The following is a 15039-nucleotide window of genomic DNA, read 5'->3' on the forward strand; positions in this document are numbered from 1 at the left end:
GTCGGATGGGATTCATCGTGAGCATCATCGGGTTCTTGGTGATCGGCCTGGTCGCAGGCTTCCTGGCCCGGGCCATCGTCCCCGGCAAAGACTCCATGTCTCTCCTCCAGACGCTCCTGCTCGGCGTGGTCGGTTCCGTCGTGTTCGGCGTCATCCTCGGGCTCATCCCTCTCTGGGACCGCGACAAGGGCTTCGGCCCCGCCGGGTGGATCGGGTCGATCATCGGCGCCGTCCTGACGCTCATGGTCTACAACCGCGTCGTCAAGAAGAACGCGGCGAGCTGATCTCGTCCTGATGCTCGTCGTTCTCCTGGTCCACCTGGTCGCCGCGGCGTTGGCGCCTGCCCTCGTCCAGAGGACGGACCGCTACGCCTTCCCGGTTCTCGCCCTCGCGCCCGGGGGGACGTTCGTCTGGCTCCTCTTCCAGGCCCCCGAGGTCACCGGACCCGACCCGACGACGCTCACCGAGACCTACGAGTGGGTTCCGACGATGGGGCTCGAGATCGCCCTGCGCCTCGACACCCTCAGCTGGACCCTCGCCCTGCTGGTCACCGGCATCGGCGCGCTCGTCCTCGTCTACTGCACGTGGTACTTCAAGGCGTACGACCCGGCGCTGTGGCGGTTCTCCGGCGCGTTCACCGCCTTCGCCGGCTCGATGCTCGGCCTGGTGCTCTCCCGGGACGTCCTGCTCCTCTACGTGTTCTGGGAGCTCACGACCGTCTTCTCCTACATCCTCATCGGGCACAACCCCGAGCGCGTGGCCAACCGGCGTGCCGCGATGACCGCGTTGCTGGTCACGACCTTCGGCGGCCTGGCGATGCTCGTCGGCTTCATCATGCTCGGCCAGAGCGCCGACTCCTACCGCATCGACGAGATCATGACGCTCGCTCCCTCGGGAGCAGCCACGACGACTGCAATCGGGCTCGTTCTCGCCGGCGCCCTCAGCAAGTCCGCGCTCATCCCGTTCCACTTCTGGCTCCCCGGCGCGATGGCGGCCCCCACCCCGGTGAGCGCCTATCTGCACGCGGCCGCGATGGTCAAGGCCGGCGTCTTCCTGGTGGCCGTGATGGCACCGACCTTCGCCGACACGTCGTTGTGGCGGCCGACCCTTCTCGCCCTCGGCGTGCTGACGATGATCGTCGGCGGTGTCCGGGCGCTCGGGCAGCACGACGTCAAGCTGCTCCTCGCCTACGGCACCGTCAGTCAGCTGGGCTTCCTGGTCGCCGTCGTCGGACTCGGCACCCGCGCCGCGGCGCTCGCCGGAATCGCGATGGTCGTCGCCCACGCCCTCTTCAAGGCAGCGTTGTTCATGGTCGTCGGCATCGTCGACCACTCCGCGCACACCCGCGACCTGCGCAAGCTCTCTCAGCTGCGCTCGGCGATGCCGTGGCTCTTCGGCTTCACCGTGATCGCTGCGGCATCGATGGCGGGCATTCCGCCCATGCTCGGCTTCGTCGCCAAGGAGTCGATCTACGCGGCGTTCGTCGACGTGGTCGCGACCGGGGACGGCACCGGCATCGGGCCGTTCGCCGGCTCGGTCGTGCTCGCCGGACTCGTCGGCGGCTCCCTCCTGACGATGGCCTACTCCCTGCGGTTCGTCTGGGGTGTCTTCGGCGACAAGCCGGGCGTGGACCGGCCGGCCGACCTCGTACGCGTCCCAGTGGGCTTCGCGGCGCCGACCGCCCTGCTGGCCGTCGCCTCCGTCGTCCTCGCGTTCTTCGGACACCGCCTCACCGAGCTCTGGTCGGGCTACGACCACCTCTTTCCCGCCGGCGAGCACCACGCCGAGCTCGCACTGTGGCACGGCCTCAACCCCGCGCTCGGGCTCTCGGCAGTCGCCGTGCTCGGAGGTATCGCGCTCTTCGTGTGGCAGCAGCGCACCAGCGTCGTCCCCCGCGCGGCCTGGATGCCGTCGGCCGAACGCGCGTACGAGGCCGTCATGCGCGGCACCGACCGGCTGGCGGTCGAGGTCACGGGCCGTACGCAGCGAGGCTCGCTGCCGTTCTACCTGGGCTCCATCCTGGTGATCGTGCTTCTCGTGCCTGGGAGCCAGCTCCTCCTCAACCGCACCTGGACCGACGATCTCGTCTGGTTCGACTCCGCGGCCCAGGCGGTCGCCGCGGTCCTGATGGCCACGGCAGCGGTGCTCACGGTCCGGTCTCGCCGTCGGCTCAAGGCGGTCCTCCTCGCCGGGGTCTCCGGCTACTGCACGGCGATGCTCTTCCTTCTGCACGGAGCCCCGGACCTCGCTCTGACGCAGGTGCTCGTCGAGACGGTCACGCTCGTGGTGTTCGTCCTGGTGCTGCGGCGGATGGCGCCGTACTTCTCCGACCGTCCCTTCACGCGCGCGCGCTGGCTGCGTGTCAGCATCGGCGCTCTCTCGGGGATCTTCGCCTCCGCGATCGCACTCGCGGCAGCGGGAGTGCGGGTCGGCGCACCGGTCTCGGTGACGTTCCCGGAGGAGGCGGTGACCTACGGAGGCGGCAAGAACATCGTCAACGTCACCCTCGTCGACATCCGCGCCTGGGACACGATGGGCGAGCTGTCGGTCCTCGTGGTCGCCGCGACCGGCGTAGCGTCGCTGATCTTCCTCATCACCGGTCGCGGTGGCGCACAGAGCCCCGCCAACCCGCTGCCGTCGGACGAGTCCACCGGACGGTGGCTGCGCGCCGGCAAGACCCTGTCGGACGAGCGCCGCTCGGTCATCTTCGAGATCGTCACCCGGCTGGTGTTCCACACGATCATCCTGTTCTCGATCTGGCTCGTGTTCGCCGGCCACAACGGCCCTGGTGGTGGGTTCGCCGGTGGACTCATGGCCGGGCTGGCGCTGATGGTCCGCTACCTCGCCGGCGGCCGCTTCGAGCTGGACGAGGCGGCGCCCGTCGACGCCGGACGCGTCCTCGGGCTCGGACTCTCGACCGCGACCGCCGCCGCGCTCGCTCCCCTCCTCTTCGGTGGCCAGGTGCTCCAGAGCGCGATCGTCAAGTTCCACGTCTTCGCGATCGGCGACATCAAGCTGGTGACGTCCCTCTTCTTCGACATCGGCGTCTACCTCGTCGTGTTCGGTCTGATGCTCGACATCCTGCGCAGCCTCGGCGGCGGCGTCGACGCGGACGCGGAGGACGACCTCCCCGAGCTGCCCGGTTCGTACGCCGACAACGAGACCGCTCCGATGACGGGAGGTGTCCGATGACCGTCAACATCGTCCTCATCGTGGTCATCGGAGTGACCTTCGCGTGCGGTGTCACCCTGCTCCTCGAGCGGAGCCTCACCCGGATCGTCGTCGGCACGCTGCTCGTCGGCAACGCCGTCAACCTGATCTTCATCGTCGCCTCCGGGGCGCCCGGGCGGGCCCCGATCGTCGACGAGAGCGACCCCTCTCCGATGAGCGACCCGCTCCCGCAGGCCATGGTGCTGACGGCGATCGTGATCACGCTCGGGGTGGCGGCATTCCTGCTCGCGATGGCCTACAGGTCGTGGCAGCTCGAGGGCCACGACGAGGTGCAGGACGACGTGGAGGACCGCCTCATCATGCGGTTGGCCGACCTCGACGAGGCGTCGCAGTCGTACGAGGAAGGCACCGGCGACCCGGACGAGGAAGGCGCCGACACCGAGGGGGCGCAGCGATGACCGCCGACTCCGCGATGTCCTTCCTCATCCCGCTGCCCGTCGTGCTGGCGCTCTTCGGCGCCGGCCTCTGCCTCGCCCTCGGCCAGAACGCCCGCGCGCAGCGGGTGATCAGCTTCGTCGTCCTCTCGGCGATCGTCGTGATCGCCGGGACGCTGCTGTGGGCGGCCGACCGTGACGGCCCGCAGGTCGTGTACGTCGGGGGTTGGCCGGCACGGATGGGCATCGTCCTCGTCGCGGACCGGTTGTCGGCGCTGCTCCTGCTCGTCTCGGCGATCGTGACGCTGTCGGTCCTCGCGTACTCCGTCGGTCAGGGCATCATCGAGTTCGGGCGCGAGACTCCGCTCTCCGTCTTCTACCCCACCTACCTGGTCCTCGTCGCAGGCGTCTCCAACGCGTTCCTCTCCGGCGACCTCTTCAACCTCTACGTCGGCTTCGAGGTGCTGCTGGCGGCCAGCTACGTGCTCATCACGCTCGGGGGCACGGGTCCACGAGTGCGCGCCGGGACCACGTACGTCGTCGTGTCCGTGCTGTCGTCGATGCTCTTCCTCATCGCCATCGCCGGGGTCTACGCGGCGACGGGCACCGTCAACATGGCCGACCTCGCCGTCAAGCTCCAGCAGGTCCCGGAGGGTGTGCGGATCGTGCTGCAGCTGATGCTGCTCACGGCGTTCGCGATCAAGGCGGCGGTCTTCCCGCTGTCGGCGTGGCTTCCCGACTCCTACCCGACCGCTCCCGCTCCCGTCACGGCGGTGTTCGCCGGCCTGCTGACCAAGGTGGGCGTCTACGCGATCATGCGCGTGCAGACGCTGCTCTTCCCTGACAGCCCGCTGTCGGACCTGCTGCTGTGGGCGGCCCTGCTCACGATGCTGATCGGCATCCTCGGCGCGATCGCCCAGTCCGACATCAAACGTATGCTCTCGTTCACCTTGGTCAGCCACATCGGCTACATGGTGTTCGGTGTCGCGATCGCCTCCGACCTCGGGCTCGCCGGCGCGATCTTCTACATCGTCCACCACATCACCATCCAGACGACGCTCTTCCTCGTCACCGGTCTCATCGAGATCCGCGGAGGCTCGACGTCCCTCGAGCATCTCGGCGGGCTGGCCAAGGCGGCGCCGGTGCTCGCGCTGATGTTCTTCCTGCCCGCGATGAACCTCTCGGGGATACCTCCGTTCTCCGGGTTCCTCGGCAAGGTCGCACTCGTGCAGGCAGGCGTCGACCGCGCCGGCTGGCTGGCCTACCTGGTGGTCGCCGCGTCCATCGTGACGAGCCTGCTCACGCTGTACGCGATCGCCAAGACCTGGAACCGCGCCTTCTGGCGACCCCGCGCCGAGGAGCCCGACGACGTCGGCGAGTGGGTTCCCAGCACGGGCACGAAGTCGGGCGAGCCGTGGGGTGACACCGTCACCGTCACCTCCGTACGCTCCCTCCCGCGCGCCATGGTCGCGCCCACCCTGACGCTCGTCGCGCTCGGGACGGCGCTGACGCTGGTCGCCGGACCACTCTTCGGGATCACCGAGCGCGCGGCCTCCGAGCTGCGGGACCGGACGCCGTACATCCAGACGGTCCTCGACGACGGCAGCACCCCCGACGACGCGGCGGCGGTGACGCCGTGAGTCCTGACACCTCCCGTCGTCGGCAGGCCCGGATGGCGCTCGAGTGGCCGGTCATCTCGTGGTTGACCCTCGTCTGGGTCCTGCTGTGGGGCGAGTTCAGCGTCGGCAACATCCTCGCCGGGCTCGCGATCTCCGTGGCGATCATCCGGGTGTTCCCGCTGCCGCCCATCGACTTCGCCGGCCGGGTGCATCCCTGGCGTCTCGCCGTGCTGATCTATGCGTTCTTCCGAGATCTCGTGCTGTCGAGCATCCAGGTCGCGAGGGTCGTGCTGCGGTTCGGCCACCAACCGGTCAACTCCGTCCTCGTCGTGCCGATGCGTACCCGCAGCGAGCTCGCGCTCATGCTCACGTCCGAGATCGTGTCGCTGGTCCCCGGAAGCCTTCTCATCGAGATCGCCCGCGAGGACTGGACGATCCAGATCCACGTCCTCGAGACCCTGAGCCTCGACGACGTCGAGGCCGCACGCCAGCGGGTGTGGGCCGAGGAGGAGCGTGTCGTCCGGGCGCTGGGCAGCGCCGAGGACATCGCCCGCATCGAGCAGCCGCCGCCGGCTCTGCCCGCCCACATTCGCCGTGCCACGACTAACGGAGCTGAGCCGACATGACGTGGATGACCGTGGTCGCCTGGATCGCCGGCGGCATGCTCGGGCTCGCCGCGCTGCTCTGCGTCGTCCGCGCCGCACTCGGGCCGTCGATGCCCAACCGTGCGGTCGCGATCGACGTGCTCGTGGCCGTCCTCGTCGGAGGGCTCGGCGTGGAGGCTGCCTACAACCGTCACACCGACACGCTGCCGATCCTGGTCGTTCTCTCGCTCGTCGGCATGGTCGGCTCCGTGAGCATCGCGCGATTCGCCACCGGCGACGAGCCCGACGAATCTGACGACTCCGAGCGTTCGGACGGCACCGGCGGCGGAAGCGGCGGCGGTTTCGCCGGAGGGATGCCGGTGTCGCGATGAACCTCGATCTGATCCGCGACATTGCCTCGGCGTTCTGCCTGCTCGTCGGCGCCTTCATGGCACTCATCGCCGCGATCGGCATCATCCGCTTCAACAACCTGTTCAGCCGGATGCACGCCGCCACCAAGCCGCAGGTGCTCGGCCTGCTCCTCATCCTGATCGGCATCGCGCTGCGGATGGAGCACTGGAGCGACCTCGGCCTGCTCGTCCTCGTCGCGGCCTTCCAGCTGCTCACCGCCCCCGTCGCCGCGCACATGCTCGGCCGAGCCGTGTATCGCACCGGTGACAAGGAGCCCGACGAGCGGCTCGTCGACGAGCGCCTCTCCGAGGACTAGCCCGCGGCCAAGGGCTGAGGCGAGTCGTCAGCCCTCCGAGCGCGCGACGTCGAAGTAGTTGCCGTCCGGATCGGCCATCGTCACCCAGCCGAAGTCACCCATCGTGTGGGTGTCGACCTTCTCCGCACCGGCGGCCTCCAGTCGCGCCACCTCGGCGTCGACATCGTCGGCGACCAGGTCGAGGTGAAGCTTGTTCTGGCCGGGTGTCGGGCGCTCGACCTTCTGGAAGCCGAGCCGGGAGGGGTTGCCGGGCGCCGCCACGACCACGAACGAGCCGTCGTTGTCGGCTTCGATCTCTCCCCCGAGCTGCTCTGCCCACCAGCCTCCGAGGGCGAGGGCATCGGTCGTGTCGACGGTGATCATGGCCAGGTTCAGTGTCATGCACCCACGCTAGTGGGCGGCAGGGACATCGGCCGACGGTCAGGACGCGCGGACGCAGCGAGCGACGTACCGTCCGTCGACGATCTCGATCCCGTGGGTCTCGTGCTCGAACCCGGGGAATCGGCGGTCGAACTCCTCCAGCGCGCGCAGGTACGCGAGGAACGGACTGTCGTCGTGGCCTGCGGACTCACCCGGCATCACCAACGGGATCCCGGGCGGGTACGGGACGAGCCCGATGGCCAGCGTCCGTCCGGCCAACTGGTCGAGCGGGACGGCGTCCACCGTCCCGCGGACCACGTGGGCGTACGCCTGCGCGGGCGTCATCACCGGATCCGGGTGGGTGCCGAAGGCCTCGGACTGCACCGACAGCATCCCCGTCTGGACGATCGTGGCGTGCTGCTCCCTGGCCAGGTCGCTCAATCCCATGCCGGCGTAGCGGCGCGGGTCCTGGGCGTACGTCGCGGGCAGCACCTGCTCCAGCGGCCGGTTCGCGTCGAGATCCCGTTTGAAGGACATCAGCGTCGTGACGAGGGAGCCCCACTTGCCGCGCGTCACTCCGATCGAGAACAGCAGGAGGATCGAGTAGGACTGGGTCTTCTCGACCACGATCGACGCCTGCTGCTCGAGGTAGGCCGCCAGGATCGGCGCCGGGACCCCGAAGTCCGCCATGGTCCCGTCGGGCCGGACACCGGGCGTCACCACGGTGACCTTGATCGGGTCGAGCATCGCGTAGCGGTCGGGGAGGTCGAAGCCGTGCCAGTCCTCGCCCGCACGCAGCAGCCACGGCTCCGCCGATCCGCACAGCCACTCCTCGTCGGCGTCCTCGAAGCGGGCCTTCGACCCGTCCGACAACGTCACCGTCTCGGGCTGCCACGGCACCAGCGCCCAGTCGTCCTCCGGCGTCTCGGCGGCGACGCGCGCGAGCGTACGCCGGAACGAGACCGCCTCCTGGATCGAGATCCCGGTCAGCAACGGGCCGCCACGACCCGACATCATCGCTGCGGACACGTCGTTCGACGCGATGATCGCGTACAGCGGCGACGTGGAGGCGTGCATCATGTAGGCCTCGTTGAAGAGGTCGTGGTCCACCGGGTTGCGGCCGTTGCGGACGTGCAGGTACGACGCCTGCGACAGTGCGGCCAGGAGCTTGTGCGTGGACTGCGTCGCGAAGGTCGTCGGCGCGTCCGCGGCGCGCTCCCCGGTGTGCATCGCGAAGCGCTCGGCATAGATCGGGTGGAACGCCGCGTAGCCGTACCACGCCTCGTCGAAGTGGAGCCGGTCGATGTGCTCGCCGAGCGTCTGCTCGACGGTCGGCACGTGGTAGAGCAGGCCGTCGTACGTCGAGTTGGTGATCATCGCGATCGCCGGCCGCACCGACGCGTCCGCGACCAAGGGCGACTCCGCCAGCTTGGCGGCGACCGCCTCGCGGGTGAGCTCGCTCGGCGGAACGGGCCCGATGATGCCGAGGTGGTTGCGGGTGGTCGTGAGATAGACCGGCACGCCGTGGGTGAGCGTCGCGGCCTGCTCGATCGACTTGTGCGCGTTGCGGTCGAGGACCATCACGTCGCCAGCCACGACCGACGCCTGGTGCAGGACCCGGTTGGAGGTGGAGGTGCCGTTGGTGACGAAGTAGGTCATGTCCGCGCCGAAGATCGTGGCGGCCCGGCGCTCGGCCTCGCCGATCGGACCGGTGTGGTGGAGCAGCGACCCCAGCTCGTGGACGGACACCGAGAGGTCGGAACGGAACGTCTGCTCGCCGAAGAACTCCCAGAACGCCCGGCCCGCGGGCGAGCGGAGGAACGCGGCGCCGCCCTCGTGCCCCGGGGTGTGCCAGGAGTACTCGTGCTTGCGCGAGAACGCGACGAGCGCACCGAACATCGGAGGAAGGACGTCCTGCCGGTAGCGCTCGGCGGCGTTGCGGATGCGCCCGGCGATCCACGAGGGGGTGTCGTCGAGGAGATAGATCAGCTGGTCGACCTCGCGCAGGACGGCGGTGTCGAGCGAGTCGGCGCCGCGGGTCCCTGTCATCACGAACACGGGAAGGTCGCTGTTGCGTGCCCGGACCCCGGCCAGGAACGAGGTCAGGTGGTCGGGGTCGACGTGGGCCTCGTGCTGGTCGGAGTCACCGCCGGCGTCGGCGATCACGGCGCAGAGCGAGGCATCGGAGGCGATGCGGAGGACGGCGTCGTCGGGGCTCGGCGCGAACTCGGTCCGTACGTCGATCCGCTCGAGCTCCTGCACCACGCGGCGGAGCATCTCCTCGTGGGCGGTGGAGGTCTGGGGGCGTTCGTCCACGATGAGGACCTTCAGGGTCCGCGCGGTCATCGACCCCTCAGCCAGTTCCCTCACCGAAAATCCTCCCGCTCTGTGCCGTACCTCCGCAAAATACTACGTTCCGACCACGACAAATCGAACGACAGGGTCTCATATCCGTACGCGTCCAGACCGGGGCTCCGGCGTCGGCCTGTCCTCGCCGCCGGGTACGGTCGTCCTCATGCGGATCGCCACGTGGAACGTCAACTCCATCCGTTCGCGCATCGACCGCGTCACTGCGTGGCTCGAGCGCAGCGACGTGGACGTGCTGGCGATCCAGGAGACCAAGTGCCGTGACGACCAGTTCCCCGAGCTGCCGCTGCTGGCGGCCGGCTACGAGGTCGCGCACCACGGCCTGTCGCAGTGGAACGGCGTCGCGATCATCTCGCGCGTCGGCCTCGAGGACGTGCAGACCGGCTTCGCCGACATGCCGACGTGGGGTGACCCCGCTGCCGCCGAGGCGCGCGCGATCTCCGCGGTCTGCGGCGGCGTACGCGTGTGGTCGCTCTATGTGCCCAACGGTCGCAAGCTCGATGATCCCCACTACGTCTACAAGCTCGAGTGGCTCCGCCAGCTCCGCGACGACGCCGCCGGCTGGCTCGCGGACGATCCGCAGGCGCAGATCGCCCTGACCGGCGACTGGAACATCGCCCCCCACGACGACGACGTGTGGGACATGGCCAAGTTCGAGGGCAGCACGCACGTCTCCAAGCTCGAGCGAGAGGCGTTCGCCGCGATCGAGGACGCGGGCTACTCCGACGTCGTCCGCCCGCACACGCCCGGGCCTGGCGTCTACACCTACTGGGACTACACCCAGCTGCGCTTCCCCCGACGCGAAGGCATGCGGATCGACTTCGCCCTGTGCTCCCCGGCGCTCGCGGCTCGGGTCACCGGCGCGTCGATCGATCGGCAGGAGCGCAAGGGCAAGGGCGCGTCCGACCACGCCCCCGTGGTCGTCGACCTCGCCTGACCCGCCCACGGGTCACTCTCTTGCGCTCGCGGGTCACCCTCTGGGGCTCGCGGGTCACTATCTTGCGCCCGCGGGTCACTATCTTGCGCCCGCGGGTCAGTGTCCAAGCAGGTCGGGCCGCGCACCTTCGTACGGAGCACGCCAGACATCCTTGCCACCCAGGGTCCCGACCTCCTCCCAGCCAGCCGCACGGAGCAGGTCGTCTTCGACCACGTCGGGGAAGCGACGGGGGTCGATGACATAGCGGTAGCGCGGCGGATCCACGCGATGGTGCAGCACCAGGCGTACGGCGCTCAAGAATCCGAGGTGCTCGGCGACCCAACCGCGACTGGCCTGGTCCTCGAACCAGACCTCCAGCCGCTCAGTCCCGCGTACACGGAGGGGGACGAGCCACCATGCTCGCGTGTCACCAGTCATGGCTCCATGGTGACTCGCGAGCGCCAGACAGTGACCCGCGAGCGCCAGACAGTGACCCGCGAGCGCCAGGGAGTGACCCGCGGCCGCCCGAGGGGTCTGTCAGTCCTGCAGGTAGGCGAGGACGGCGAGGATGCGGCGGTTGTCGTCGGCGGAGACCGGGAGGTCGAGCTTGGCAAAAATGCTGTTGGTGTGCTTCGCGATCGCCTTCTCGGTCACGAACAGGCGCGCCGCGATCGCCGCGTTGGAGCGGCCCTCCGCCATCAGGCCCAGCACCTCGCGCTCCCGGTCGGTCAGACGGTCCACCGGCCGGTTGGCGGCGGCCTTGGACAGCAGGGTCGACACGACCTCCGGGTCGAGCACCGTGCCGCCGCCGGCCACCTGACGGACGGCGTCGACGAACCGATCGACATCGGCGATCCGGTCCTTCAGCAGATAACCCACGGCCCCCTCGCCCGACGACAGGAGCTCACGCGCGTACAGCTGCTCGACGTACTGCGACAGCACGAGCACCGGCAGCCCCGGCCGCGCCGCGCGCGCCTCGATCGCCGTCCGCAGCCCCTCGTCGGTGAACGTCGGAGGCATCCGTACGTCCACGACCGCGACGTCCACGTCGACCTCGCGCAGCGCCTTCGCCAGCGACGGGGCGTTGTCGACCGCGGCGACGACCGTGAAGTCGTTGGCCTCGAGCAGGCGCGTCAGGCCGTCCCTGAGGAGGGCGAGGTCTTCGGCGATGACAACGCGCACGGCAGCTCCATGGTGACGACGGTGGGTCCCCCGGCGGGGCTCTCGACCACCATGGTGCCGTCGAAGGCGGCCAAACGGCGAGCGATTCCGTCAAGCCCCGTGCCGCCGGCCGGGTCAGCACCGCCTCGGCCGTTGTCGGCCACGACCGTCCGCAGCCGCTCGCCGTCGTGCGCCAGGTCCACCGAAGCCGCGGTGGCACCGGAGTGCTTGACGACGTTGGCGAGCGCCTCGGCGATCGCGAAGTACATCGCCGACTCCACCGGCTCGGGCGCCCTTCCGGGCACCACCGCGGAGAACGACGTCGGGACCGCCAGATCGAGCATCAGCGCCTGCGCCGCTCCGACGAGCCCGCGGTCGGCCAGCACCGGCGGGTGGATCCCGCGGACGACCGAGCGCAGGTCACCGAGAGCCGACGTCGTGGTCAGCCGCGCCTCCTCGATCAGCCGGGAAGCCGCCTCCGGGTCGGTACGCATCAGCTGCTCGGCCAGCCCCAGGCTCATCCCGAGCGACACCAGCCGCGCCTGTGCACCGTCGTGCAGGTCGCGCTCGATGCGCCGCAGCTCGGCAGCGGAGTGGTCGATCGTCTCCGTACGAGACGCCGACACCTCGGCCAGCCTCTTCTCGAGCTCGGCGCGCGTCGGCGACAGCAGCGCGAGGTCCATCCGCACACGCAGGCGGCTCACCGGCGGCGTGACGAACCACCAGGCCAGGACGCACAGCGCAGCGGGCACCCACATCGCGAAGGACGACGCCACGTCGTGGACCTGCACGAGACGCCAGTCCATGTCGAAGACGCCAGCGGGAGTCACCGCGTAGATGAAGGGGAAGATCAGGAACCACACCACACCCAGCAGCAGCAGCACCGGGACCCACGAGAGGACCCATCCCACCGTCACCGAGGCGTACGACCAGCCGAGGTCACGCCATCGCGCGGGGTCTCGCGCCCAGTCCTTCACGACGACGTTGACGCCGTGCGACTCGCGCTGGTGGTACGGGCTGAGCACCGAGGTCCGGAGGACCTGGGTCGCGAAGTAGCGGTGCACGTTGGCGAGCTGTCGCAGGAACGGCACGAACGCGGCGAGGGCCGCGAGCCCGATGCCCAGGACGCCGAGCGGGATCGCGACGGTGATCACGATCAGCGTGATCAGCGTCGGGATCCCGAGCACCAGGTAGACGAGGGCGAGCCCGGTCAGCGCGAACCGTGACGTGCGCCGCGATCCGGCGTCCGACTCGGGTGCACCCGTGGGCAAGCTCATCATGACTCCTGGGTCCGCTGTCGTGGCCATGCTCCCACTGTCGGTCAGAGGGGCGCCGCAGACAGTGGACCTAGCACCACCATGGTCCGGGGTCTCGCACCCGTGATCGGGAGCACGCGAGGCGGAATCGTCGTCGACGAACGATCCGGACGATCCGAGAGGCCATCATGACGACCACCGCACCTCTTCCGCACAGGCGAGCAAGCAGCCCCACACGCCGCTCGCCGGTCGTGCGGGTCGCCCGTTGGAGCGCGACCCACCCGTGGCGCGCGCTCACCCTCTGGTTGACGCTGGTCGTCGGCGCGATGGCGCTGATGGCCGTCGTGCCGACGCAGAGCATGTCCGACGACGACTACGGCGTCGGGGAGTCGGGGCGTGCGGCGGAGATGATCCGCGACGCGAACCTGGAGAGCGCCCCGGGCGAGGTTGTCCTGATCACTGCCGAGAGCGGGGTGCTGGAGCGTACGGCCGCCGATCAGGCGTACGAGTCGCTGCGCGCCGGTGCCGAGGGCATCGCGCACGTCGACGCCGTCGGGCCACCGACGTGGTCCGAGGACCGCTCCGCGATGCTCGTGCCGCTGACGTTGGAGAAGGGTGTCGACGACCTCGACGCGACGGTGGAGGCGTTGCAGGCCTCCACCGCCGAGGTCGCGGAAGGCAACCCCGGGGTCGACATCGCCCAGACCGGTGGGGAGTCGATCGGCACCCAGATCGACGAGCGCGTCGGCGAGGATCTCGGGTCGGGCGAGGCACGCAGCCTCCCGATCACGCTGCTGATCATGATCGTGGCCTTCGGCGCCCTGACCGCTGCCCTGATCCCCGTGGCACTCGCGTTCTCGTGCGTGCTGACCGCGATGGGCCTGTACGCCGTAGCCTCCGCCCTGATCCCCGACTCAGGGACCGTCGCCAGCGTGATCCTCATGATCGGGATGGCGGTCGGCGTGGACTACTCGTTGTTCTACCTCAAGCGCGAGCGTGAGGAGCGTCGCAAGGGTGCGAGCACGATCGACGCGATCGAGATCGCTGCTGCGACCTCGGGGCGTGCCGTCGTGGTCGCCGGAGTCGCGGTGATCGTCGCGATGTCGGGTCTCTTCCTGACCCGTGACACCGTCTTCGCTGGACTCGCGGTCGGGGCCATCCTCGTGGTGGCTGTCGCGATGGTCGGCTCGGTGACGGTCCTGCCGGCGCTGCTGGCCAAGCTCGGCCGGTGGGTCGACCGACCACGGATCCCCCTGCTGTGGCGGCTGAACCGCCGTATCGGCGAAGGCGGGATCAGCAAGCGCCTCATCCGTCCCGTCCTCGCCCGCCCCAAGACCTCCCTGCTGGTCTCGGTCGGTCTTCTGCTCGCACTCTCCGCACCGGCGCTGGGGATGAAGCTGCACGAGGGGACGATCGACACCCTGCCTCAGGAGCTCCCTGCCGTGGCCACCTATCACGACGTGCAGCGCCACTTCCCTGCGGAACGGCCGACGATCGAGGTGGTGGCGCGGGCCGACGGGAACGCCACGGAGGTCGGCCGGGCACTCGACGATCTCGCGACTCGCGCCCAGGCGGAGGGGCTCGCCTCGGACGCCGAGCCGGTGGCGGTGGCCGCGGACGGACGGACCTCGGTCCTCCGACTGACCGCCGCCGGGGCCGACGGAGAGCAGGCGAACGAGGACGCGGTCTCTGAGCTCCGCGACACGGCCGGTCCCGCAGCCTTCGACGACCTCGGCCGGGTGGAGTGGGCGCTCGGGGGTGACGTGGCCGCCACGATGGACAGCCAGGACAACCAGCGTGGCGCCTTGCCGCTCGTGGTCGGGTTCGTGCTCCTGCTGACGCTGGTGATGATGGCTGTCGTGTTCCGCAGCGGGGCGGTCGCACTGCTCACGACGGGGCTCAACCTGTTGTCGGTGGGCGCTGCCTTCGGCGTGATGACGCTCGTCTTCCAGAACACGTGGGCCGAGGGCCTGCTCGACTTCACGTCACCGGGCTTCGTGGTGGACTGGGTGCCGCTCTTCTGCTTCGTGGTCCTGATCGGACTCTCGATGGACTACCACGTGTTCGTGATGAGCCGGGTCCGTGAAGGGATGCGGCGGGGACTGTCGACACGGCTCGCCGTCGAGTACGGCGTGCGCGAGACCGCGAGCGTCGTCACGAGTGCGGCGGCCGTGATGGTGTCGGTCTTCGCGGTGTTCGCGACGCTGTCGATGCTGGAGATGAAGCAGATGGGCGTCGGGCTCTCGGTGGCGATCCTGGTCGACGCCACGATCGTCCGGCTGGTCCTGCTCCCTGCGGCGCTCGTGCTGCTGGACAAGCACCTGGGCTCGCTGCGCCGCCCTGAGCGGACGCGGGAGGTGGTGCCCGCTGCATGACCCGATCGGCTGACACGCATCGACATCGCGACCATCGGGGGTCGCGATGTCGTTGCGTACGGCGTGGGT

Annotated in this window: 14 protein-coding genes; 9 read left to right on the top strand and 5 right to left on the bottom strand. The window is 69.6% G+C overall.

The annotated features are described in order from the left end of the window. Positions 1–5: 5 nt before the first annotated feature. The 7 genes from KV097_RS15005 to mnhG are packed head-to-tail and all read left to right on the top strand — an operon-like array spanning position 6 to position 6535. On the top strand, positions 6–284 hold the full coding sequence (locus tag KV097_RS15005) for a GlsB/YeaQ/YmgE family stress response membrane protein (RefSeq protein WP_220343294.1): 279 nt from the start codon (positions 6–8) through the stop codon (positions 282–284). Between the two features lie 10 nt (positions 285–294). Continuing rightward, positions 295–3192 carry a Na+/H+ antiporter subunit A gene (locus KV097_RS15010; protein WP_220366324.1) on the top strand — a complete coding sequence of 966 codons (2898 nt, stop codon included), beginning with the start codon at positions 295–297 and terminating at the stop codon, positions 3190–3192. Then, positions 3189–3629 (top strand): Na(+)/H(+) antiporter subunit C, encoded by a 441-nt coding sequence (locus KV097_RS15015; RefSeq protein WP_220343292.1) that lies wholly within the window; start codon positions 3189–3191, stop codon positions 3627–3629. The genes KV097_RS15010 and KV097_RS15015 overlap by 4 nt, the downstream gene beginning before the upstream one ends. Then, positions 3626–5245 (top strand): Na+/H+ antiporter subunit D, encoded by a 1620-nt coding sequence (locus tag KV097_RS15020; protein ID WP_255559659.1) that lies wholly within the window; start codon positions 3626–3628, stop codon positions 5243–5245. Before KV097_RS15015 ends, KV097_RS15020 begins: the two co-directional genes overlap by 4 nt. After that, positions 5242–5850, top strand: coding sequence for a Na+/H+ antiporter subunit E (locus KV097_RS15025; RefSeq protein ID WP_220343291.1), 609 nt, complete (start codon positions 5242–5244; stop codon positions 5848–5850). The genes KV097_RS15020 and KV097_RS15025 overlap by 4 nt, the downstream gene beginning before the upstream one ends. Then, positions 5847–6200, top strand: coding sequence for a monovalent cation/H+ antiporter complex subunit F (locus KV097_RS15030; protein WP_220343290.1), 354 nt, complete (start codon positions 5847–5849; stop codon positions 6198–6200). The genes KV097_RS15025 and KV097_RS15030 overlap by 4 nt, the downstream gene beginning before the upstream one ends. Next, positions 6197–6535, top strand: a complete 339-nt coding sequence (mnhG, locus tag KV097_RS15035) for a monovalent cation/H(+) antiporter subunit G (protein ID WP_220343289.1) — start codon at positions 6197–6199, stop codon at positions 6533–6535. Before KV097_RS15030 ends, mnhG begins: the two co-directional genes overlap by 4 nt. A gap of 27 nt (positions 6536–6562) precedes the next feature. Here mnhG and KV097_RS15040 read toward each other — a convergent pair whose 3' ends face one another. Continuing rightward, positions 6563–6916: a VOC family protein gene (locus tag KV097_RS15040; protein WP_220343288.1), complete on the bottom strand. Its 354-nt coding sequence runs from the start codon at positions 6914–6916 to the stop codon at positions 6563–6565. 39 nt (positions 6917–6955) lie between these two features. Then, on the bottom strand, positions 6956–9265 hold the full coding sequence (locus KV097_RS15045; RefSeq protein WP_220366325.1) for an Orn/Lys/Arg decarboxylase N-terminal domain-containing protein: 2310 nt from the start codon (positions 9263–9265) through the stop codon (positions 6956–6958). A 145-nt stretch (positions 9266–9410) separates the two neighbouring features. On the opposite strand from KV097_RS15045, the gene KV097_RS15050 reads away from it, so the two are divergent. Continuing rightward, positions 9411–10199 (top strand): exodeoxyribonuclease III, encoded by a 789-nt coding sequence (locus KV097_RS15050; protein WP_220343286.1) that lies wholly within the window; start codon positions 9411–9413, stop codon positions 10197–10199. A 96-nt stretch (positions 10200–10295) separates the two neighbouring features. Here the strand turns inward: KV097_RS15050 and KV097_RS15055 are convergent, their stop codons facing one another. The 3 genes from KV097_RS15055 to KV097_RS15065 form a co-directional block, all read right to left on the bottom strand. Then, positions 10296–10616, bottom strand: a complete 321-nt coding sequence (locus KV097_RS15055) for a DUF2812 domain-containing protein (protein ID WP_220343285.1) — start codon at positions 10614–10616, stop codon at positions 10296–10298. 99 nt (positions 10617–10715) lie between these two features. Then, positions 10716–11360, bottom strand: a complete 645-nt coding sequence (locus KV097_RS15060; protein ID WP_220366326.1) for a response regulator transcription factor — start codon at positions 11358–11360, stop codon at positions 10716–10718. Next, entirely contained in the window at positions 11312–12616 is a 1305-nt protein-coding gene (locus KV097_RS15065; protein WP_220366327.1) for a sensor domain-containing protein, read from the bottom strand. The genes KV097_RS15060 and KV097_RS15065 overlap by 49 nt, the downstream gene beginning before the upstream one ends. Positions 12617–12783: 167 nt before the next feature. Between KV097_RS15065 and KV097_RS15070 the strand changes: the two genes are divergently transcribed. Beyond that, a complete protein-coding gene (locus KV097_RS15070) occupies positions 12784–14970 on the top strand; it encodes an MMPL family transporter (RefSeq protein ID WP_220366328.1) in 2187 nt (728 codons plus the stop codon). The last annotated feature ends 69 nt before the right edge of the window (positions 14971–15039 follow it).

The sequence above is a fragment of the Mumia sp. zg.B17 genome (genome assembly GCF_019550915.1).
Taxonomy (GTDB): Bacteria; Actinomycetota; Actinomycetes; order Propionibacteriales; family Nocardioidaceae; genus Mumia.

Bases quoted from the DNA above. Each gene is read 5' to 3' on its own strand.
- KV097_RS15005 (WP_220343294.1), top strand. From the start codon at position 6: ATGGGATTCATCGTGAGCATCATCGGGTTCTTGGTGATCGGCCTGGTC.
- KV097_RS15010 (WP_220366324.1), top strand. From the start codon at position 295: ATGCTCGTCGTTCTCCTGGTCCACCTGGTCGCCGCGGCGTTGGCGCCT.
- KV097_RS15015 (WP_220343292.1), top strand. From the start codon at position 3,189: ATGACCGTCAACATCGTCCTCATCGTGGTCATCGGAGTGACCTTCGCG.
- KV097_RS15020 (WP_255559659.1), top strand. From the start codon at position 3,626: ATGACCGCCGACTCCGCGATGTCCTTCCTCATCCCGCTGCCCGTCGTG.
- KV097_RS15030 (WP_220343290.1), top strand. From the start codon at position 5,847: ATGACGTGGATGACCGTGGTCGCCTGGATCGCCGGCGGCATGCTCGGG.
- mnhG (WP_220343289.1), top strand. From the start codon at position 6,197: ATGAACCTCGATCTGATCCGCGACATTGCCTCGGCGTTCTGCCTGCTC.
- KV097_RS15040 (WP_220343288.1), bottom strand. From the start codon at position 6,916: ATGACACTGAACCTGGCCATGATCACCGTCGACACGACCGATGCCCTC.
- KV097_RS15050 (WP_220343286.1), top strand. From the start codon at position 9,411: ATGCGGATCGCCACGTGGAACGTCAACTCCATCCGTTCGCGCATCGAC.
- KV097_RS15055 (WP_220343285.1), bottom strand. From the start codon at position 10,616: ATGACTGGTGACACGCGAGCATGGTGGCTCGTCCCCCTCCGTGTACGC.
- KV097_RS15065 (WP_220366327.1), bottom strand. From the start codon at position 12,616: ATGAGCTTGCCCACGGGTGCACCCGAGTCGGACGCCGGATCGCGGCGC.
- KV097_RS15070 (WP_220366328.1), top strand. From the start codon at position 12,784: ATGACGACCACCGCACCTCTTCCGCACAGGCGAGCAAGCAGCCCCACA.